The sequence below is a fragment of the Clostridium sp. D5 genome (assembly GCF_000190355.1).
GTDB lineage: Bacteria > Bacillota > Clostridia > Lachnospirales > Lachnospiraceae > Faecalicatena > Faecalicatena fissicatena_A.
On sequence record NZ_GL870811.1, the window covers coordinates 235,472 to 255,909 of the forward strand.

The following is a 20,438-nucleotide window of genomic DNA, read 5'->3' on the forward strand; positions in this document are numbered from 1 at the left end:
CACAGACAACAATCGACGGGAAAGCCTGATGCTTTCCCGTCTTAGTTGTCCTGGGAATTGATTTTGAGAATCAATTCCCATCCCTCAGTGGGCTGCTCTTTTTGCGTAAGTGTTTCCAACCGTGCACTCTAAGCCGCAAAGACCTGACAGATGCACTCCGCCGGCCATTTCGCTGACCGCTCCCGGCAGGCTGTGCGCATCAAGGCGGAAGATACCCGTTTTGGTGGGGGATTATGCGGGAGCAGCGAATTGTACTGGATGAGAGGATCGCTTAACCTGCCGGTCTGTATGAAAGTTTGATTTCGACGGTTTGATCCGCAGCTCCGGCCGGAATCCTCTCCCGGGGAAAGTTTACTGCCGACTTGATGAGACTAGCAGGGGAGGAGGCGGACAGGGGAAGCGGGCGGATGCATCCAGGAGGGCGGGATAAGCGGCTTCAATAAAATTTCAGATAAAATGCAGACCATTTCCCGAACCACAAGTTCGGGAAATGAGCAGACCCGCAGGAAAAAATCATCAGATTTTTTCTGAGTGTCTGCGGTGTCTGCCATTTTATCTGAAATTTTATTTAGCCGCTTCCCCGCCCTCCGCCTGCATCGACCGCTTCCCCTGTCCGCCTCCTCCCCTGCGTCCCTTTCACCCGAAACCTTCCCCCCTCAATTCCTACTTATAAGTGGAGGTTTTTAATGGGGGTTAGTATTTATTAAGTGTTTTTTTAGGGGAAAAGTGGGAATCCCTTGACAAGCCCGTTGAATTTTTGTACTATATCAGTTAAAATATCAGCATACATATCAGAGAAAGAGAGGAAGTTAAATCATGGGTAAAATTATTGGAGAAGGTATTACGTTTGATGATGTGCTTTTAGTACCGGCGTATTCAGAGGTAATTCCGAACCAGGTTGATTTGTCAACGAACTTGACTAAGAAGATTCGACTGAATATTCCGATGATGAGTGCGGGCATGGATACGGTTACGGAACACCGTATGGCTATTGCTATGGCACGTCAGGGCGGAATTGGTATTATTCATAAAAATATGTCTATAGAAGAGCAGGCAGAAGAGGTTGATAAGGTTAAGAGGTCTGAGAATGGGGTAATCACAGATCCTTTCTATTTATCACCGGAACATACGCTGGAGGATGCCAATAACCTGATGGCGAAATACCGCATTTCCGGAGTACCTATTACTGAGGGAAGAAAACTTGTCGGAATTATTACAAACCGTGATTTAAAATTCGAAGAAGATTTCTCTAAGAAGATAAAAGAATCTATGACTTCCGAAGGACTGATTACAGCGAAGGAAGGCATTACATTGAATGAGGCTAAGAAGATTCTTGCAAAGGCAAGAAAGGAAAAGCTGCCAATTGTAGATGACGAGGGTAATTTAAAAGGTCTGATTACGATTAAGGATATTGAAAAACAGATTAAGTATCCTTTATCTGCTAAGGATGGCCAGGGGCGTCTGTTGTGCGGGGCTGCCATTGGTATTACAGCAAACTGTCTGGATCGTGTGGAAGCACTTGTGAAGGCAAAGGTGGATGTTGTGGTTATGGACTCTGCTCACGGTCATTCTGCAAATGTCCTGCGCACAGTACGTATGGTAAAGGAAAAATATCCGGAACTTCAGGTTATTGCAGGGAATGTAGCGACTGGGGAAGCTACAAAGGCTCTGATTGAGGCAGGCGTAGATGCAGTTAAGGTTGGTATCGGACCTGGGTCCATCTGTACCACACGTGTTGTTGCAGGTATCGGTGTTCCTCAGATTACAGCGGTTATGGATTGTTATGCGGCTGCTAAGGAATATGGAATTCCGATTATCGCAGACGGCGGAATCAAGTACTCGGGAGACATGACAAAGGCAATCGCCGCAGGCGCCAGCATCTGTATGATGGGAAGTATATTTGCAGGATGTGATGAAAGCCCGGGAACGTTTGAATTATTCCAGGGAAGAAAATATAAAGTTTATCGCGGCATGGGTTCTATCGCTGCAATGGAGAACGGAAGCAAGGACAGATATTTCCAGGCGGATGCCAAGAAGCTGGTTCCTGAAGGCGTTGAGGGACGTGTTGCATATAAAGGAACAGTGGAAGATACAGTATTCCAGTTGATGGGCGGCCTGCGTTCCGGTATGGGATACTGCGGCACAGAGACGATAGAGGAGCTGAAGCAGAACGGACAGTTCGTGAAGATTTCTGCGGCATCTCTGAAAGAGAGCCATCCGCATGATATTCATATTACGAAGGAAGCTCCAAACTACAGCGTGGATGAATAAGAGAGCTGTCAGTAAGACTGAACAGTTAAGAATAAAGACTCAATGTTAAATAAAAGTGAGGAAATGAGAGACACAGGCAGTTTACGGTAAAGCTTTAACAGAGCTGCTGTAAGATTGCTGTTGGATTTACTGTTTGATACTTAAATCCAGTCTTGTTTCCTCACTTTTTTTGTGTCTGGCTAACTATTTTCATCAATATCAATTGGTTTGTTGGCGAATAAGGTTGATAATATGATAGATGTACTTGTGGTCCCATATCTTTTCAACTGGTCAATCAGGTGTTCTAATTCGGAAGATTCGTGAAGTGCTGCCAGCAGCATTGCATTATGTATGCCGACCACTCTGTGATGCTCCAGAATCTGCGGGCAGGAACTGCAGAAACTGCTGAATGCTGCATATTTCATGGGTATGACATCTACAGCGATAAAGACGGTCAGGCTTTTTGAGAGCTTGGCAGGATTTATACGGGCGTGGTATCCCTGGATAACGCCGGATTCTTCTAGCCGGCGCATGCGCTCTGTGACTGAGGGAGCGGACAGGTTTACCTGCTGGCTTATTTGTTTGATAGAGGTTCTGGCATTTTGCTGTAAAATCTTCAAAATTTTGTAATCTGTTTTGTCCATCTTTATCTCCTTTTTAAATAAGGTTTTTAATTACGTATTCTTTCTTTTTTTATTTTTTGCATTATGTTTACCTTTTTTAAATTATATACCAAAAATAGTTAGAATTGTATACTAAATATAAAAAAGGAGGATACAAAATGAAAAAATTGAATCAACCTATTACTGGAATCTGTTCATTTGCAAAATACCCTATTTGCATAGACCTGGAGGAACTGGATGCGGACATCGCAGTGCTCGGTGTGCCCTATGACCTGGGAGTTGGATTTTTATCCGGGGCCCGTCTCGGACCCAGACGAATCAGAGAGGTATCTACACATTATGCGCGCGGGGATGCAGGGTTTTATGACCCTGAAGCGCAGGAACAGCTATTGGCGGCACCGATCAGGGTGGTTGACTGCGGTGATGCGGATGTGCTGCATGGGGATATCGAATATTCTTTTAAAAGTATTGAGGAATCGGTGAAAAAAATATTGGAAAAAGGTGCGGTTCCGGCGATCATGGGAGGGGACCATTCCATTACAATTCCTGTGGGGCGTGCGCTGTCGTGCCTTGGCAGTGAAATCTGTATCGTACATATTGATGCACATTTAGACTGGACTGACCATGTGGGTCCGCAATATTATGGAAATGGAAGCCCTATGAGAAGACTTTCGGAGATGGATCATATTGGCCCGATGGTACAGATCGGAATGAGAGGGCTTGGTTCAAGTAAACGGACGGACTTTGAAGATGCGGCTAAATATGGGAGTATTGTAGTTCCGGCAAAAGAAGTACACAGAACCGGGATGCAGGAGGTGCTGAAAAAAGTACCGAAGGCAGAGAAATATTTTATTTCTCTGGACATTGATGGTTATGACATCTCAATTGCTCCGGGAGTCGGATCACCGTCACCGGGCGGCTTATATTATGACGAGGTAGCAGAACTGCTGGCAGGAGTCTGCAGCATGGGGGAAATTGTCGGGTTTGACCTGGTAGAGGTTGCACCGCAGTATGATCCTGCCGGAGTGACTCCCCGTGTTGCTGCAATGACAATGCTGAATCTTATGGGGCAGATTATGAAGCATAAAAAATCCTGATAAAGAGAGGGGGGAGAAATGATGAAACGTTTTTTTGCTCAGGTAACAAAGAAACATACAGAGGTAAACCCTTTCTTTGCACTACTTATTATCTTGTTGATTGCAACTATTTTTTCCAATATCATTCCAAGCGGGATGTATGAGAGACTGTCAGTAGACGGAAGAATGGTAGTCGACCCGGATAGCTTTCAATATGTGGATAAACACTATGTAGGTATTTCTGATTTTTTCTTATCTTTTTATCAAGGCTTTAATAATGCAGCCAGCTTAATGGCAATGCTGTTTTTTGCGGGAGGCGCATTTGGTGTTGTAAAGCGCATCGGTTTGCTTGAAACTGCGATAAAAGCACTCGCGCATAAGCTGAAGCATACGAGTTTTTATGTCATTGCATTTATTCTTATGCTTGCAATCGGGACTCAGGTGGCATTTACAAGTATGTGGGAACTGAGTGTAGTGATCATCCCTATGATTGTCCCCCTTGTACTCGCACTCGGATATGATGTGGTAGTCGGGGCTGGGATTGTCATGCTTGCCGCATGTGCTGGTTTCGGGGCGGCAATGACAAATCCGCTGTTTACTGCAATCGCACACAAACTGGCGGAGCTACCCATTTATTCGGCGCTTGGTTACCGGGCTGTCTGTTTCGGAGTGATACTGCTCGTCTGTTATCTTTATCTGATGCGGTATGCAAAAAAGATTAAGAAGGACCCATCGAAAAGTCTGATGAATGGAATGAATACAAAATACACAGCAATTAAAGAGGAAGCCGTGACCTTTACTCCTGCATTAATCCGTGCCGGGATTGCGTTTTTAGCAGTTTTTGCATTTTTGCTTTTCGGTACAGTGAGGATGGGGTTTGACTTTCCGCAGATGGCAGCATGCTTTGTGGCAATGACATTTGCAACAGGGCTTGCATATGGGAGCGGACTTAATGAGATCTGTGACATGATGGGGGAAGGCATGAAGGATTTGTTCTATGCTGCTATGGTCATGTTGTTTGCGCGCGCGATCCTGTATATTCTGGAGGAGGCGATGGTAGTGGATACGATTATCGCTTTTCTGGCCAGGCTTGTTGTTGGAAAGTCTTCTCTGATTACTGCGAACCTGCTGCTTCTCATGCAGACAATCATAAACTTTTTAATACCGTCGGGGAGCGGGCAGGCAGCAATTACGATCCCCATTATTGTTCCATTGGCGGATATGGGAAATGTTACACGTCAGGTGGCATGTCTGGCAAGCCAGTTTGGAGACGGGTTCTCTAACTTTTTATATCCCACGAACGGTTCCCTGATAGCAATCCTGATGGTTGCAGGGATACCGTATAAAAAATGGCTCCGCTTCTTTGGCCCGCTGTTCCTCATAATCATGGCGGCATGTATGGTATTCATCAGTATAGGGGTAGGGATCAAACTTGGCCCATTCTGACAGGTATAAAGAAGCATGCAGATACAGTGACGAAGAAAAATTAATAAAATAATCATGAATTATTCAATTTTATATTCCATTTCTGTGCTAAAATAGTCATACCTAAAAGGGCGTCCCGTAACTTAAGGCCCTTCGGGCGAATTGCAGAATAGCTGCAATATAAGGTATAGATTATGTGGTGAGGGTATACTAATGAGGAAGAAACGAAGGCGCAGATATAGATTTTCAATAAAGAATTTAAATTTGGATAAGAAGACATTGTGTATTTACGGCGGAATTGTATTTCTGGTGATTCTGACGATCGTACTGGGGATTTACTCGTGCACGGCAGGCAACAAGAACCGGGAGAATACAGGCGTTAAGGTGGATGCGTCCCAGCCGGATATCGATGTCCAGCTTCTGGATGTCAATGAATACTCCAGGCCCGGGATTGAGTCGGACCCGATCAAGGGGATTGTCATCCACTATACGGCGAACCCGGGGAGTACGGCACAGAATAACAGAGATTACTTTGAAGGGCTCAAGGACAGCCATGAGACGTCTGTGAGCAGCCATTTTGTGGTGGGTATAGACGGAGAGATTATACAGTGCGTTCCGACATGGGAACTCGCGTATGCCTCGAACAGCAGGAACCACGATACGGTTTCCATCGAATGCTGCCATCTGGATGAGAGCGGAAAGTTTACAGACGAGACTTACAAATCTCTGGTGCAGCTGACAGCGTGGCTTTGTGACAAGTTCGGCTTGACTCAGGACGATGTGATCCGCCATTATGACGTGACGGGAAAGATATGTCCGAAATATTTTGTGGAGGACGAGAAGGCCTGGGAGCTTTTTAAAGGAGATGTGAGAGCGGCTCAGGAACGCAGCAAAGCTGATAAATAAGGAAAAGGTATTTCTGATCAGGAATACCTTTTTTTCTTGCTAACCCATAGGAAAATTGCTATAATATGGTGTATTAGTTTTGAAAAAGAAATAAAAGGTGGACGGTGGAAGATGAATGATTTAGAGATGTACCGTGAGCAGCTTGCATTATGCGATGATAAAATTATTGACGCCCTGGTGGAACGTAATGCGATAGTAGAGAAAATCATGGCATATAAGGAAGAGTATGGCTTGCCGATCCTGCAGCCGGCTCAGGAAGATAAGCAGGAGAGAAGGCTTCAGGAAAAGCTTGAGGGAAACAAGTATCAGGAAGAGATTCATGATGTATTTCGAAGAATTGTTAGAAACAGTAAAAGAATACAGGCAAGAAAGCTCTTTTCTTATAATATTGTCCTTATCGGTTTTATGGGGGCGGGCAAATCAACGGTATCGGATTACTTAAGTACCATGTTTGCGATGAAGATTATGGAGATGGACCAGGTGATTTCAGAGCGGGAAGAGATGAGTATTCCGGATATTTTTGCTACATATGGAGAAGAATATTTCAGAGATCTGGAAACAAAGCTGCTTGTGGAGATGCAGTCAAAGAAGAATACGATCATTTCATGCGGCGGCGGTGCGGCTATGCGTGAGGAGAATGTTGTGGAGATGAAGAAGAACGGCAGGGTCGTACTTCTGACGGCAAGCCCGCAGACTGTATATGAGCGCGTTAAGGACAGCGAGGAGAGGCCGATTCTCAATGGCAACAATAACATGGAATATATTGCGGAACTGATGGAAAAGCGCCGTGAAAAATATGAGGCAGCTGCGGATATTGTTATTCAGACGGATAATAAGACTGTACTGCAGATCTGTGAGGAACTGATTTCAAAATTAATGGAGATGGATGCAGAATAATGTTTGACAGATTTTTTCCGGATGACTATAAGATGTCTACATACGTCATCCCATTTGAACAATTATATGAAGAAGGATACAGAGGCGTTATTTTTGACATAGATAATACTCTTGTGCCCCACGGCGCCCCTGCGGATGACCGTGCAAAGAAGCTGTTCACGAGGCTTGAGAACATAGGATTTGCTTCGTGCCTGATATCGAACAACCAGGAAGCCCGGGTTAAGATGTTCAATGAAGAGATTCAGACGAACTATATTTATAATGCCCATAAGCCTTCCACAAAGAATTACAAAAAAGCCATGGAGATCATGGGGACGGATGAAACAAACACCCTTTTCGTGGGAGACCAGCTTTTCACGGATGTATGGGGGGCGAAAAGGAGCGGGATCCATAATATACTGGTGAAGCCGATGCATCCGAAAGAGGAGATTCAGATCGTGCTGAAGCGGTATTTGGAGAGGGTTGTACTGCATTTCTATAAAAAGAAGCAAAAGAAGCGCCCGTCCAGATAAAAAAAGGTTGAAAAATGAATGAAACTATTATAAAATTATAAACAGTGTAAAAAAGGCAGGCGCATTAGCAGCGCAATTGAAGGAGGATTACAATGATATCAGCAGGAGATTTTAAGAATGGTTTAACCGTTGAGATTGATGGAAACATTTATCAGATTTTGGAATTCCAGCATGTAAAACCAGGTAAAGGTGCAGCTTTTGTCAGAACAAAATTAAAAAATATAATCAGTGGCGGTGCTGTTGAAAAGACTTTCAGACCAAGTGAGAAGTTTGAGCAGGCCCGCATAGACAGGAAGGACATGCAGTATCTGTATCAGGATGGAGAATTATTTAACTTTATGGATGTAGAGACATACGATCAGATCGCACTGAATACAGAAGTAGTCGGCGATGCCCTTAAGTTTGTTAAAGAAAATGAAGTTGTAAAGATCTGTTCACACAATGGAAATGTATTCTCAGTAGAGCCGCCTCTGTTTGTAGAGCTTGCAATCACAGAGACAGAGCCTGGCTTCAAGGGGGATACAGCACAGGGTGCAACAAAACCTGCAACAGTAGAGACTGGGGCGGTTGTAATGGTGCCTCTTTTTGTGGAGCAGGGAGATGTATTAAAGATTGATACACGTTCAGGGGAATACTTATCACGTGTTTAGGGTTGACGCCTGAGAGAAGCGGGCCGCTTTGGCACTGTCCGTGGAGGCTTATGCTGATTTTGGAAATCGGCCGCTTAGCCAAGAAGTTCTAACTGCGAAAAAGCCGCATTTTACGGGACCGAGCGTATTCACTTAGAAAGCTGATGCTTTCTAAGTGAATACGCTCTGGATAATTGATTCGGAATCAATTATCCCCCGTAAAATGCGGCTTTTTTGCAGCTAGTACATCGAATATTCACGGTCGGGATGGGGCAACAATATTTTGCGGGATTGGGGATTGTGTTTTTGGGGGAAATCGTTTATAATCAACTCACCATATTTGTTTCAGATCATTTTATCATGGACACAGGTCGTGTCAGTTTTCTCTTATTGTATTGATGAGCACCGAAAATTTGAAAGGAGAGTTATGGACTATCAGGAATTTTTGTGTGCTATTGAACGGGAATTGAATAAGAGGTTGAAGGAGGGGGTTCAGGCGAGTGTTTATACTGCCCGTAAGAATAATGGCAGTGAGAAACAGGGAATTATGATTAAGGCTGAGGGCGTGAATGCGGCGCCGGCTATTTATCTGGAGGAACTTTTTGAACGGGTTCTGAAGGGAGAACGGATGGAACTGGTTGTTGAGGAAATTCTGGATTTTTATAAAGGGGTGGAGTGTTGTGGCGTCTGGGACTGCAGTCAGTTTCAAAAGTATGAGAATATCAGGGAACGGGTTGTGTTCCGGGTGATTCATACGGATAAGAATAAAAAGCTCCTGGAATGCATTCCATATACGGAAGTGCTGGATTTGGCGATTGTATTTTATGTACTGCTGGAGCAGGATAAGAATGGCACCGCAAGTATTCAGATCAGCAATGAACACCTGAAGATGTGGGGGATTCAGAAAGAAGAGCTGTACCGGGCTGCACTCAGAAATGTGGCGAAACTCCTGCCGGCAGAGTTTTTTACTATGCGCCACGCGATTGAGGAGATGTTGGAAGCGGACTCGGATGAGAAGGAGAATCTTCTGGAGATTGGGGAGGATGAGAAGCAGGACGTTATGTATGTTCTGACAAATTCTCTGCGTAATTATGGGGCTGCATGCCTGTTTTATCCTCATGTACTGGAAATGGTGGGAGAGATGCTGAAGGAAGATTACTATGTCCTGCCAAGCAGCGTACATGAGGTGATTATTGTCCCGGAATCCAAAGCCCTGGATGCAGATGAGATGAGTGAAATGGTTGTTGAGATTAATGAAACTCAGGTGGAACCAGAGGAAGTACTGAGTGACCACGCTTATTTTTATCAGAGAGACAGTAAGAAATTGATGGCCAGAAGGAATGGGATGACAGTGTAGATCTTTTGGGGATGCTTCAAATGGATCAGCCCGAATAAAAATACTGGTAAAAGAAGCACGATGAGGGACAGGAAAATGAATCGGATTAATTTACAGGAATGAATGCCATACTTTGCAGGGGCACGATTGTTGACTTACATCCGATTTTGCTTCCTATCCCGATTTTCTCTTTACATTTTGTTAATTTTGTGCTAGGATAATAAGGCGTTCTGTTGAGGGTTTATTCCATAACAGCAGAATTGCACAGCGATTATGCGTCTGTAGCTCAGTGGATAGAGCAATGCCCTCCGGAGGCATGTGCGGCGGTTCGACTCCGCCCAGACGTGTATTTTTTATGCCCTGGAGTTAGGGCGTGTTTGGAAATTCATTGACGCAATATCCCGCAAATTGGAACAACATCTTGCAACAAGCAATTTTCAAACACGCCCTAGTCCGGTCATCAGACATCAGTTTGAATTATGGGGATTGTATGAGGATGGAAGACGTATCAGGGCCATACAAATTATAAGGATTTCTAAATAATGATTTCCGAAAGAGAACTTTAAAAAAGAGAAGTGGATGAGAGGGTTTAGTCATGTCAGGGTATAAGACAGCATTTAAGAGGGCTTTTCCTTATACGATCCCGGTACTGACGGGATATCTGTTCATAGGGATTGCATTTGGTGTTATGTATGCAGAGAAAGGATACTCCGCCTGGTGGGCGGTTTTAATGAGCCTGCTTGTTTATGCGGGCTCAGGTCAGTATCTGGCGGTTAATTTTTTTGTGCCGGGTATTTCTTTCCTGCAGGTAATATTTATGACTCTGATGGTGAATATACGTCATGTTTTTTACGGACTGTCTCTGCTGGACAAGTTTCATAAAATGGGGAAGAAGCGCTGGTATATGATATTCGGCCTGACAGACGAGACATACTCACTTTTATGTACAACGAAAGTACCGGACGATGTGGAGGAAGATAAATTCCTGTTCGCTATTGCACTGCTGGATCAGGGCTACTGGATCATTGGTTCGGCTATTGGTGGTATTTTAAAAAGCGTGCTTCCCATCAATGCAGAAGGGATCGAATTCGCCATGACGGCTCTTTTTGTTGTGATATTTGTGGAACAGTGGATGGAGGCGAAGAACCGGATTCCCGCCTTGATCGGTGTAATCTCGGCCGTTCTATGCCTACAGATTTTCGGAAGCGGAAGCTTTGTATTTCCGACAATGATTCTGAGCATTCTGGTGCTTTTTGCCACAAGAAAACGTCTGGAAGGGGAGGTGGAGACATGCCGGTAAATACAGTTACGTCATTGTTAATCATTTTGGCTGTAGCTGCCACTACCTTTGCTACAAGGGCGGTGCCATTTTTAATATTTCCTAAAGGAAAAACAATCCCAAAAACAATAGAGTACCTCGGTAAAGTTCTGACCCCGGCGGTCATCGGAATGCTGGTTATATATTGCCTGAAGGACACTAATATAACAACAGCCCCCCATGGGGTTCCCGAAGCATTAGCCGTACTGGCCGTGATAGTGCTGCATGTCTGGAAGAGAAACAACCTTCTGAGTATAGGCGCCGGAACAGTATTCTACATGTTTCTTGTACAGGCCGTGTTTTAGAAACAAAGAAACCGATGTGTTTTTCATAAGTATTCGCACTGTCCGAACGTTTCGTGCAGAGGAATAATCAAGCCAATATATGAGCTTTCCAAAGAACTGATATTCAGCAGGAAACCTATATATTGGCTTTTTAACGGTCTAAAACTACTTATGCCGTGTTTTGGACCAGTCTTCTTTCCGCAAAAAAGCCGCCAATATTTGTTTTTCATAGACAATTTTGAAACAATATATGATATAATATGATCAAGATGATTACTATGTGACTCCTATTTATAGAGTTATTCATTTACTCAAAGAAAACGCGTGCCTGGGAGGTACGGTGAAAAGATGAAAGAAAGAAAAAAATGGCTGGGAATCCTTCTTCCCATTTTTCTTACGGTATTGTTTTGTCTGATTAATATGGTGGCTCTGGTCTCGATGATACATATGCAGGGAAATGCACGCGTTGTTAATTATACGGGAATCGTACGCGGCGCTACCCAGCGCCTGGTTAAGCAGGAGATGAAAGGCTATCCAAATGATGAGCTGATGCAGTATCTGGATGGGCTGGTACCGGAGCTTTGTACCGGCAAAGGAGATAATAATCTGAATGTAATTCCGGACGACGATTATCAGGAGTTGGCGAAGGAGATGTGCGGTGCCTGGAAGTCGATCAGAAGTGAGATTTTTCAAGTCCGGCAGGGCAGGGATTCACAGAAATTGTTTGAGTTAAGCGAAAGCTACTTTGCTCTGGCCGACCAGGCAGTGTCGGCTGCAGAGCGGTATTCAGAGCACCGGGTAAACAGTTCGATTGGTATACTGGTCTGCCTCAACGCAGGATTCTTACTTTTATTCATCATGCTTTGGGTGAGCGGAAAACACAGGAAAAAAGTGCAAATGGCGCTGGAAACAGCAGAGCATGCAAACCGGGCAAAAAGTGAATTCCTCTCCAGGATGTCCCATGAGATCAGGACACCGATGAATGGTATTACAGGAATGACCTCGATTGCGAAGAAAAGTCTGAATGACCCGGGAAAGCTGCAGGATTGTCTGAACAAAATAGAACTTTCATCGGGGTATTTACTTTCATTGCTTAATGATGTTCTGGATATGTCACGGATTGAAAGCGGGAAACTGGAACTGGAATGCAGACCCTTTAACCTGACAGAAGTATTTGAACGCATCTATGTAATGTTTAAACAAAAAGCGGAAGATGCGGGAATAAGTTTAGAATTCCAGTGCGGCGATATAGAGGTTCCGAGTGTGATTGGTGATAATCTGCGCATCACTCAAGTGTTCGTCAATCTGATCTCAAATGCTCTGAAGTTTACACCGGCCGGGGGCAGGGTAATTCTGGAAGCACATGAGACAGAGATAAAAGATCAGGAGGTTTCTCTGCAATTTACTGTTACAGACAGTGGGATCGGAATAAATGAGGAGTTTCAAAAACGTATATTTATCCCGTTCGAACAGGAACAGTCAGGGACTGCCCGGCAATATGGCGGCACCGGACTTGGCCTGGCGATCTGCAGTAATTTTGTGGAACTGATGGGGGGGCAAATCTCCGTATACAGCAAGACCGGGGAGGGATCACGGTTTACAGTGGACATTACGCTGCAGCGGCCCCCGGCGGCACAAATTGAACAGGAAAGAAGTGTGGACAGCGGCTGTCCATTATTGGTACATGATTTAAAAGATGCTGTTATTCTGCTGGCAGAAGACAATGAGATAAATGCAGAAATCGTAACAGATATTCTGGAAGCAGCAGGCGCCCGCGTGGAACAGGCACGAGATGGCAGAGTGGTAACAGACAAGTTTGCAGAAGCCGAAGACGGGACGTATGCTTTGATACTGATGGATATACAGATGCCTGTTATTAACGGGCTGGAGGCCAGCCGCATGATTCGATCCATGAACAAAAAGGATGCAAAAAGCGTTCCGATCATCGGACTTTCTGCGAATGCCTTCCAGGAAGATATTGAAAAGGCAATGCAGAGCGGGATGAATGGATATCTCCCGAAACCAATTGATCTGGAACGCTTATATCAGACACTGGGTGAATTTCTTTAAATGAGATTCACCTTTTTGTTCATAATGTAGTGCGTTGCGGCGTATTCGATTGCTGTCGTGACAAGAAAAAGAGCACCGCTTGCTTTAAATACTGTGATTAAGTAATGTCCTACATTGCCGGACGTACCGACGACATAGTTATGGCCATTTGGAAAGATACCCAGAACAGCCATGATAATAAAGGTGAATATCTGAATTACAGTAGAAATAATTATGTATGCAATTACAGAACATAAAACCCTGTGGCCTGGAAATAATTGTCCTATTGCGACACAGGAATAAATCATAATGACACTTCCTATGCAGCTGATCAGAAGAAAAATCAGCATATACAGGCTGTACCGGCTAAGCGGCATTCCAAGTGACTCTGTTACCTCCGGAGCAATTTTAGCAAAGGCTGTTGTCACATTTTTACCGGTTACCAGTATGACGAGACACAGGCTGTACAGCATAATATCAATGGCATACCAGATCGTACCGGATATGATTTTGGCCCAAAGCTGCTGATTGGGAGTTGCAGGCAGGGTCCATGTCAGATACCCTTCATCTGTAAACAGATTTTTATAAAAACGAATGGCCAGAAGCAGCATCACTCCAAAACATACAGCGGTAAACAAAAGCAGATAAATGGATATAAATAATCCCAGAGAGGTAAGCAGGGTATTGCTGTCCGCATTGAAGTCTATTTTTTCCAGAAAGAAAATACGTCCAAGTATGCTGGCCAGGAGCAGCAGAGCATGGAGTATAATAAATAACTTTGCTCCGTATTTTAAGTCGTATTTAATCAGTTTTCCTAACATCTGAATACCTCCCTGAATAAAGCATCTACGGATTTGCCTTCCTTTGTTCGGATCTCATCTACAGAAGCGTTTAGGGAAAGCTGCCCGTTCTGGATAAAAAGAACTCTGTCCAGTACATTTTCGATATCAGTAATCAGGTGTGTGGACAGGAGAATAGTCGCATTCTCATTGTAATTGGTCAGGATGGTGCGCAGGATATAATCTCTGGCGGCAGGATCGACACCTCCGATCGGCTCGTCCAGGATATAAAGTTCGGCATCCCGGCTCATAACCAGCACAAGCTGTACTTTTTCCTTTGTCCCTTTTGAAAGTGTGCGCAGCCGTGAGTTCGTATCAATCTCCAGATCGTGCAGCATCTTCCTGGCACGTTCCAGATCAAAATTATCATAGAAATCGACGAAGTAGGATAATATCTCTTCTACCCTCATGTGGTCATTCAGATAACTTCGTTCGGGCAGATAGGAGACCAGTTTTTTTGTTTCAGCTCCGGGAGCCAGGCTATTGATCATGACGCGTCCGTCTGTCGGAGTCAGGAGACCGTTGATCAGTTTGATCAGAGTCGTCTTACCACTGCCGTTCGGTCCAAGCAGTCCTATAATTTGTCCTCTGTCCAGAGTCAGGTTCAGGTTGGAAAGTGCATAGAAGTTATTGTATTTCTTAGTCAACCCCTGACATTCCAGAATTGGTTTCATTTACTTTTCCTCCTTGATTGTCTCCTGGATTAATTCCAGAATCTCTTCATCCCCAAATCCGAGCAGCTTCATCTTTTCAAAAAATTGATGAATATGCTCGGATGCTAAATCTTTTTTCATCTTTTTCAGCATTGTCTCATCCTCCGTGATAAATCTGCCGCTTGTTCTCTGCGAATATACCAGGCCGCTTCTCTCGAGTTCGGAGAGTGCTTTCTGCATGGTATTGGGATTCACAGAAGCGTCGAGAGCCAGGTCGCGTACGGAAGGGAGCTTATCTCCGGGATTATATATGCCTGCAATGATGTCCTGCTGGATTCGCTCCATGAGCTGCAGATAGATAGGGCGGTCATTATCTAAATCCCATGGCATCTAAGTCACCTCTTTTTCTGTATGATTAAAGTAATTCCAAGACTGTATTATCTGTATAGTACAATCATACAATGCGATGCGAGAGATGTCAAGTGTTAGTCAATTGTCTTTTCATTCTCACGGATAATCCTGTCTGTAAGAGCCGGGTCAAAGGTTCCTTTTCTTAGCATTTCAATTTCATACTTATAGGGCGCATAAGACTTTTTCTCTTTTGTGGGAGAAGGAATATAAGGGGTCTCCAGTATCTTTGGTACGTTTTCGAAATCCTTGTGGTGAACGATTGCGTTCAGTGCGTCAAATCCCAGTTCACCGAATCCGATATTGGCATGCCTGTCCTTGGCAGCGCCGGGAACATTCTTGCTGTCATTAATATGGAAGACAGCGATCTGATCCTTTCCGAGAATCCGGTCAAATTCATCGACTACATCATCAAAGTGGTGAACAATGTCATACCCGCTGTCGCTGGTGTGGCAGGTGTCGAAGCATACCCGCAGCTTATCGTTATACTTAACCCCCTCATAGATACGTGCCAGCTCCTCGAAGGTACGGCCGATTTCGGAACCCTTTCCAGCCATTGTTTCCAGCGCTATGCAGCAGTCCGTGTCCTTTGTAAGCACCTCGTTCAGCCCTTGTATAATCTGATTCGTACCGGTTTCAACGCCTGCGCCTACATGGGCGCCCGGGTGCAGAATCAGCAGATGGCTTCTGCATGCCATGGTGCGTTTCAGTTCCTTATCCAGAAATTCTACGGCCAGCTCAAAAGTTTCCGGTTTTACAGCATTCCCCAGGTTGATAATGTAGGGGGCATGCACTACAATCTCATTAATTCCGTGTTCCTTCATATACTCCCATGCGGGTTCGATATTCAGTTCGCTGATATCCTTGCGCCGTGTGTTCTGCGGCGCACCGGTGTAAAACATAAAAGTATCGGCCCCGTAAGACACGGCCTCTTTAGCAGAACCCAGGAGCATTTCCTTACCGCTCATTCCAACATGTGATCCAATTTTCATCATTCATTCCTGCCTTTCTGTTACGATATATTTTTTCCGGACAACATTTTATCTTATAGGAAATTACGCCTATAAGATAAAATCCCTCCGGGGGATGCGCACTGCGGCGTAAGAGGTAGATGCCGCGATGCGGCCGCCGCAGGCGCGAGTTTCGCAAGCGAAACTCTATTTTATGCCCGAAGATAAGTTTATTCGTATCTCTTTGCTGTGTATATGGATATAGGCCAGGAAAAGTGCCTTAAAGCCCGAAAATACGGGGAAAGTTCCCTTAATAACACTTGCCCTCCCTGATTATACGTGATAAAATAGCAAAATGGAAGAAAATTAGAACGGAGTGTGGAATAAAATTGAAGACATTATTGGAACTGATTACCATAGAGATGCAGAAAGCTTTCAAGGGAGCGGGATACGATGAATCTTTTGCGAAAGTGACCCTGTCCAACAGACCGGATCTGTGTGAGTACCAGTGTAACGGTGCAATGGCGGCTGCAAAGACCTATAAAAAGGCGCCATTTGTGATTGCTGAGGATGTTTTGGAGAAGCTTGGGGAATGTTCCTGTTTTGAGATGGCAGAAGCGGTCAAACCTGGATTTATCAATCTGAAGGTGAGCCCGGTTTACGTGGCCGGCTATCTGAATCAGATGGCGGATGCGGATAGCCTGGGCGTGGAGAAAGCGGCAAAGCCTGATACCATTATGGTGGATTACGGCGGACCAAATGTTGCAAAGCCGCTTCATGTAGGGCACCTGAGGTCCGCGATTATCGGTGAGAGTATCAAGCGCACTGCCAGATTTAAGGGACACAAGGTCATTGGAGATATTCATCTGGGAGACTGGGGATATCAGATGGGCCTGATCATTACGGAACTGGAGAAGAGAAAGCCTGATCTGCCATATTTTGACGAAGCGTATGAGGGGGAATATCCAAAAGAGGCACCTTTTACGATCAGCGAGCTGGAAGAGATCTATCCTACGGCCAGTGCTTTTGCCAAGGAGAATGAGGAATACCGTGACAAAGCGCTGCAGGCAACATTTTTGCTGCAGAACGGGCGCCGGGGTTATCGGGCCATCTGGGAGCATATCATGAATGTATCTGTGGCGGACCTGAAGAAGAATTATGAGAATTTGAATGTGGAATTTGATCTCTGGAAGGGTGAGGCAGATGCCCAGAAATATATTCCTGATATGGTGCAGCGGTTGAAAGAAGATGGATATGCCCATTATGACCAGGGTGCGCTTGTAGTCGATGTGCAGGAGGAAGAGGACAAAAAGGAAGTGCCTCCATGTATGATTCTGAAATCAGACGGAGCCGCATTATACGATACAACGGATCTGGCAACATTGGTAGAACGTGAAGCGCTTTATCAGCCGGACAAACTGATTTATGTTGTAGACAAGCGCCAGGAGCTGCATTTTGTGCAGGTGTTCCGCTGTGCGAAGAAAACAGGAATCGTGCGTCCGGAAGTGGATATGAAATTCCTGGGATTCGGTACGATGAATGGCAAAGACGGTAAGCCCTTTAAGACAAGAGAAGGCGGCGTTATGCGTCTGGAGAACCTGATCCGTGAGATCGATGAAAAGATGTATGACAAAATAATGGATAACCGTACCGTTACTGAGGCGGAAGCACAGAACACGGCCAGGCTTGTGGGACTTGCCGCAATTAAATACGGTGATCTGTCCAATCAGGCTTCCAAGGATTACGTTTTTGATGTAGATAGATTTACCTCGTTTGAAGGAAATACGGGACCGTATATTTTGTACACGATTGTACGTATAAAGTCCATCCTGAATAAGTATCTGGATGGTAAAGGGACCCTGGAAAGCCTGGCGGTAAAAGAAGCGTTAACGGAGTTCGAAAAAGCACTGATGCTGGAGGCGGTCAAATTTAATGATGTGATTGACGCGGCCTTCGAGGAGAGTGCTCCACATAAGATTTGTGCGTATATTTATGACCTGGCAAATGCCTTTAATAAGTTCTACCATGAGACGAAGATTCTCACGGAAGAGGATGAGGAACGCAAAGCAGGATATATTGCTCTTCTGAAGCTGGTGAAAGAGATTCTGGAGACTTGCATTGATTTGCTCGGCTTTGAAGCGCCGGAAAGGATGTAAATACAAGATATGACAGAGAAGTTATTTTATGAAGACAGTCATAAAAAAGTGTTTACCGCATTTGTAAAGATGTGCCGGCCAAAAGGGGAATATTATGAGGTGGTCCTGGACAGGACTGCCTTTTTTCCAGAGGGCGGCGGACAGTATGCGGATACTGGCTGGCTGGAAGACAGTAAGGTGATGGATGTTTGGGAAAAAGACGGAATTATCTATCACGTAACAGAGGCTCCTGTAGAGGAAAACCGTGAAATAACTGGAAAAATTGACTGGGATATGCGCTTTATGAAGATGCAGCAGCATACCGGAGAGCATATTGTGTCCGGACTTGTGCATGCCAGATTCGGATACAATAATGTGGGCTTTCACCTGGGCAGCGGGGACTGTACTATGGATTTTGACGGAGAGATCACAAAAGAAGAACTGCGGGAAATTGAATGGCAGGCCAATGAAGCTGCCGTGAAAAACCTGGAAGTGCAGGTGTCCTGGCCCTCAAAAGAGGAACTGGTTTCTCTGGAGTACAGAAGCAAGATCGAGATCGAGGGCGAGGTCAGGATTGTGACCATCCCGGGATACGATGTGTGTGCATGCTGTGCTCCACATGTGAAAAAGACAGGGGAGATCGGTCTGATCAAGCTTACAAATGTTCAGCGGTATAAAGGCGGCGCGCGTGTAACCATGCTGTGCGGTTTTCGTGCACTGGCCGACTATGACAGCAAAGAACAGCATGTAAAAAGTATTTCAGCACTGTTAAGTGCAAAGGAAGAGGAAATCAGCCAGGCGGCGGGACGCATGAAAGAAGAATGCGGACGACTGAAGGCGGTGCTTGCAGAAAAACAAAAAAGGCTGCTCGAATACAGAGCGGCAGAGATTTCCGGAGAGGAAACATTTGCCTGCCTGTTTGAAGAAGAACTGGAGGGGGACGGTCCCAGAATTTTGATGAACCTGGTTTTGGCGCGCGGTATTGAATGCTGCGCGGTATTTCTAAAGACGGGCGATAAGTCCTGGCGATATGTGATTGGAAGCATGGGTGAAGATATGCGCCCCGTCGCAAAGGGGCTGAACGAAGAGTTCTGCGGACGCGGGGGCGGCAAGCCTGAGATGGTGCAGGGGTCTCTGCAGGGAAAAGAAGAAGATGTGAGGGCGTGGATAGAGAAGAAAGCGAGGAGAACAAAAGAATGAATAAGAATCCGGAATCAAAGCAGTTCTGGCGGCTGTGCGGTCCACTTCTCTTGTATTGGGTCATCCAGTTTGCAGCCAGATTTATAGTGGAATTGTTCGCAATTATCCCGCATCTTGGAGAGATTATAGATTACAGCGCTTTTTCCGATAATATGACACAGGACGAGATTATGAATCTGGCGTGGCAGAATGCGGGGAAGGTGATGGAAATTGTGCAGCGATACCAGGTCGAGATCCTGGGGGTAGCGGCTTTATTTACAATTCCTCTGACTCTGACTCTGTTTTTGATGGACAGAAAAAAGGAGAAGACACTGAATATTCCTCAGAATAAGAAAGCAAATATCTGGAAATATGCTCAGATTATCGGCCTTGGCGTGGCGGTGTGCATTGGGTCAAACTGTTTGTCAGTAATGAGCACCCTGGCTATGTCAAGCGAACAGTATCAGGAGACAAACCAGATGTTCTATTCCGCCAGCTTACCGGTGCAGTTCATCTGTCTCGGCCTTATTATACCCCTTACAGAAGAGCTGATGTTCAGGGGCATTCTGTTTAAAAGATACCGGGAGCGGGGCAGCTTTATGAAAGCGGCAGTTTGTTCCTCTCTTTTATTCGGGCTGATCCACGGGAATATTGTGCAGTTTTTATATGCATTTATTCTGGGGCTGCTGCTTTCCTACGCATATGAAAAATACGGTTCCTTCAAGGCTCCGGCAGTGCTGCATGTGGTGGCGAATATGACATCCCTGATTCTGACTGCCACAGGGGCATTTGACTGGCTTGTCGTAAAAATTTCCAGAATGGGGCTGGCGGCGGTCATATCTGCTTTTGCAGGTTCCATCATGTTTGTTTTGATTCAGAGAATAGATGAAAAGCCAGAGGGAGCTCCGCCTCCTACAGAGAATAAAATTACACCGGATATGTTCCGGTAGACAGATCGGTTTGGTTATA

At 45.1% G+C, this 20,438-nt stretch carries 19 protein-coding genes and 1 tRNA gene; 15 read left to right on the top strand and 5 right to left on the bottom strand.

The genetic code is table 11. The features are described 5' to 3' along the window. The first annotated feature begins 816 nt into the window (after positions 1–816). Positions 817–2,271 (top strand): IMP dehydrogenase, encoded by a 1,455-nt coding sequence (guaB, locus tag HMPREF0240_RS09380; RefSeq protein WP_009003199.1) that lies wholly within the window; start codon positions 817–819, stop codon positions 2,269–2,271. 179 nt (positions 2,272–2,450) lie between these two features. Here the strand turns inward: guaB and HMPREF0240_RS09385 are convergent, their stop codons facing one another. Further along, positions 2,451–2,894, bottom strand: coding sequence for an Lrp/AsnC family transcriptional regulator (locus HMPREF0240_RS09385; RefSeq protein ID WP_009003200.1), 444 nt, complete (start codon positions 2,892–2,894; stop codon positions 2,451–2,453). 137 nt (positions 2,895–3,031) lie between these two features. Between HMPREF0240_RS09385 and speB the strand changes: the two genes are divergently transcribed. The 11 genes from speB (at position 3,032) to HMPREF0240_RS09440 (ending at position 13,326) form a co-directional block, all read left to right on the top strand. Beyond that, complete coding sequence (gene speB / locus HMPREF0240_RS09390; RefSeq protein WP_035312861.1) at positions 3,032–3,970, top strand: agmatinase; 939 nt, start codon at positions 3,032–3,034, stop codon at positions 3,968–3,970. An 18-nt stretch (positions 3,971–3,988) separates the two neighbouring features. Then, positions 3,989–5,395, top strand: a complete 1,407-nt coding sequence (locus HMPREF0240_RS09395) for a Na+/H+ antiporter NhaC family protein (RefSeq protein ID WP_009003202.1) — start codon at positions 3,989–3,991, stop codon at positions 5,393–5,395. Between the two features lie 192 nt (positions 5,396–5,587). Then, entirely contained in the window at positions 5,588–6,280 is a 693-nt protein-coding gene (locus HMPREF0240_RS09400; RefSeq protein WP_035312863.1) for a peptidoglycan recognition family protein, read from the top strand. A gap of 111 nt (positions 6,281–6,391) precedes the next feature. Further along, entirely contained in the window at positions 6,392–7,177 is a 786-nt protein-coding gene (locus HMPREF0240_RS09405; RefSeq protein WP_009003204.1) for a shikimate kinase, read from the top strand. Then, positions 7,177–7,689, top strand: coding sequence for a YqeG family HAD IIIA-type phosphatase (locus tag HMPREF0240_RS09410; protein ID WP_009003205.1), 513 nt, complete (start codon positions 7,177–7,179; stop codon positions 7,687–7,689). The genes HMPREF0240_RS09405 and HMPREF0240_RS09410 overlap by 1 nt, the downstream gene beginning before the upstream one ends. Positions 7,690–7,781: 92 nt before the next feature. Continuing rightward, positions 7,782–8,339, top strand: coding sequence for an elongation factor P (gene efp / locus HMPREF0240_RS09415; RefSeq protein ID WP_009003206.1), 558 nt, complete (start codon positions 7,782–7,784; stop codon positions 8,337–8,339). 406 nt (positions 8,340–8,745) lie between these two features. After that, positions 8,746–9,675: a DUF5688 family protein gene (locus tag HMPREF0240_RS09420; protein WP_009003207.1), complete on the top strand. Its 930-nt coding sequence runs from the start codon at positions 8,746–8,748 to the stop codon at positions 9,673–9,675. A 254-nt stretch (positions 9,676–9,929) separates the two neighbouring features. Further along, positions 9,930–10,001: transfer RNA gene (locus HMPREF0240_RS09425), tRNA-Arg, on the top strand. Positions 10,002–10,249: 248 nt separating this feature from the next. After that, a complete protein-coding gene (locus HMPREF0240_RS09430) occupies positions 10,250–10,954 on the top strand; it encodes an AzlC family ABC transporter permease (RefSeq protein ID WP_009003208.1) in 705 nt (234 codons plus the stop codon). Further along, positions 10,945–11,277 carry a branched-chain amino acid transporter permease gene (locus HMPREF0240_RS09435; RefSeq protein ID WP_009003209.1) on the top strand — a complete coding sequence of 111 codons (333 nt, stop codon included), beginning with the start codon at positions 10,945–10,947 and terminating at the stop codon, positions 11,275–11,277. Before HMPREF0240_RS09430 ends, HMPREF0240_RS09435 begins: the two co-directional genes overlap by 10 nt. A gap of 327 nt (positions 11,278–11,604) precedes the next feature. Continuing rightward, positions 11,605–13,326: an ATP-binding protein gene (locus HMPREF0240_RS09440; RefSeq protein WP_035312866.1), complete on the top strand. Its 1,722-nt coding sequence runs from the start codon at positions 11,605–11,607 to the stop codon at positions 13,324–13,326. Here HMPREF0240_RS09440 and HMPREF0240_RS09445 read toward each other — a convergent pair. The 4 genes from HMPREF0240_RS09445 to HMPREF0240_RS09460 form a co-directional block, all read right to left on the bottom strand. Then, complete coding sequence (locus tag HMPREF0240_RS09445; protein WP_009003211.1) at positions 13,323–14,126, bottom strand: hypothetical protein; 804 nt, start codon at positions 14,124–14,126, stop codon at positions 13,323–13,325. The two genes, HMPREF0240_RS09440 and HMPREF0240_RS09445, sit on opposite strands and share 4 nt — an antisense overlap. Then, the gene (locus HMPREF0240_RS09450; protein WP_009003212.1) at positions 14,120–14,818 is read right to left on the bottom strand and encodes an ABC transporter ATP-binding protein; all 699 of its coding nucleotides are present in this window, start codon (positions 14,816–14,818) and stop codon (positions 14,120–14,122) included. Before HMPREF0240_RS09450 ends, HMPREF0240_RS09445 begins: the two co-directional genes overlap by 7 nt. Further along, complete coding sequence (locus tag HMPREF0240_RS09455) at positions 14,819–15,187, bottom strand: GntR family transcriptional regulator (RefSeq protein WP_009003213.1); 369 nt, start codon at positions 15,185–15,187, stop codon at positions 14,819–14,821. It lies immediately after the preceding gene. Between the two features lie 95 nt (positions 15,188–15,282). Further along, positions 15,283–16,200 (bottom strand): deoxyribonuclease IV, encoded by a 918-nt coding sequence (locus tag HMPREF0240_RS09460; protein ID WP_347462578.1) that lies wholly within the window; start codon positions 16,198–16,200, stop codon positions 15,283–15,285. Between the two features lie 344 nt (positions 16,201–16,544). On the opposite strand from HMPREF0240_RS09460, the gene argS reads away from it, so the two are divergent. The 3 genes from argS to HMPREF0240_RS09475 are packed head-to-tail and all read left to right on the top strand — an operon-like array spanning position 16,545 to position 20,419. Then, positions 16,545–18,311 (top strand): arginine--tRNA ligase, encoded by a 1,767-nt coding sequence (gene argS / locus HMPREF0240_RS09465; RefSeq protein WP_009003215.1) that lies wholly within the window; start codon positions 16,545–16,547, stop codon positions 18,309–18,311. A 9-nt stretch (positions 18,312–18,320) separates the two neighbouring features. Next, complete coding sequence (locus tag HMPREF0240_RS09470; protein WP_009003216.1) at positions 18,321–19,490, top strand: alanyl-tRNA editing protein; 1,170 nt, start codon at positions 18,321–18,323, stop codon at positions 19,488–19,490. After that, positions 19,487–20,419 carry a type II CAAX endopeptidase family protein gene (locus HMPREF0240_RS09475; RefSeq protein ID WP_009003217.1) on the top strand — a complete coding sequence of 311 codons (933 nt, stop codon included), beginning with the start codon at positions 19,487–19,489 and terminating at the stop codon, positions 20,417–20,419. The genes HMPREF0240_RS09470 and HMPREF0240_RS09475 overlap by 4 nt, the downstream gene beginning before the upstream one ends. Positions 20,420–20,438 lie beyond the last annotated feature (19 nt).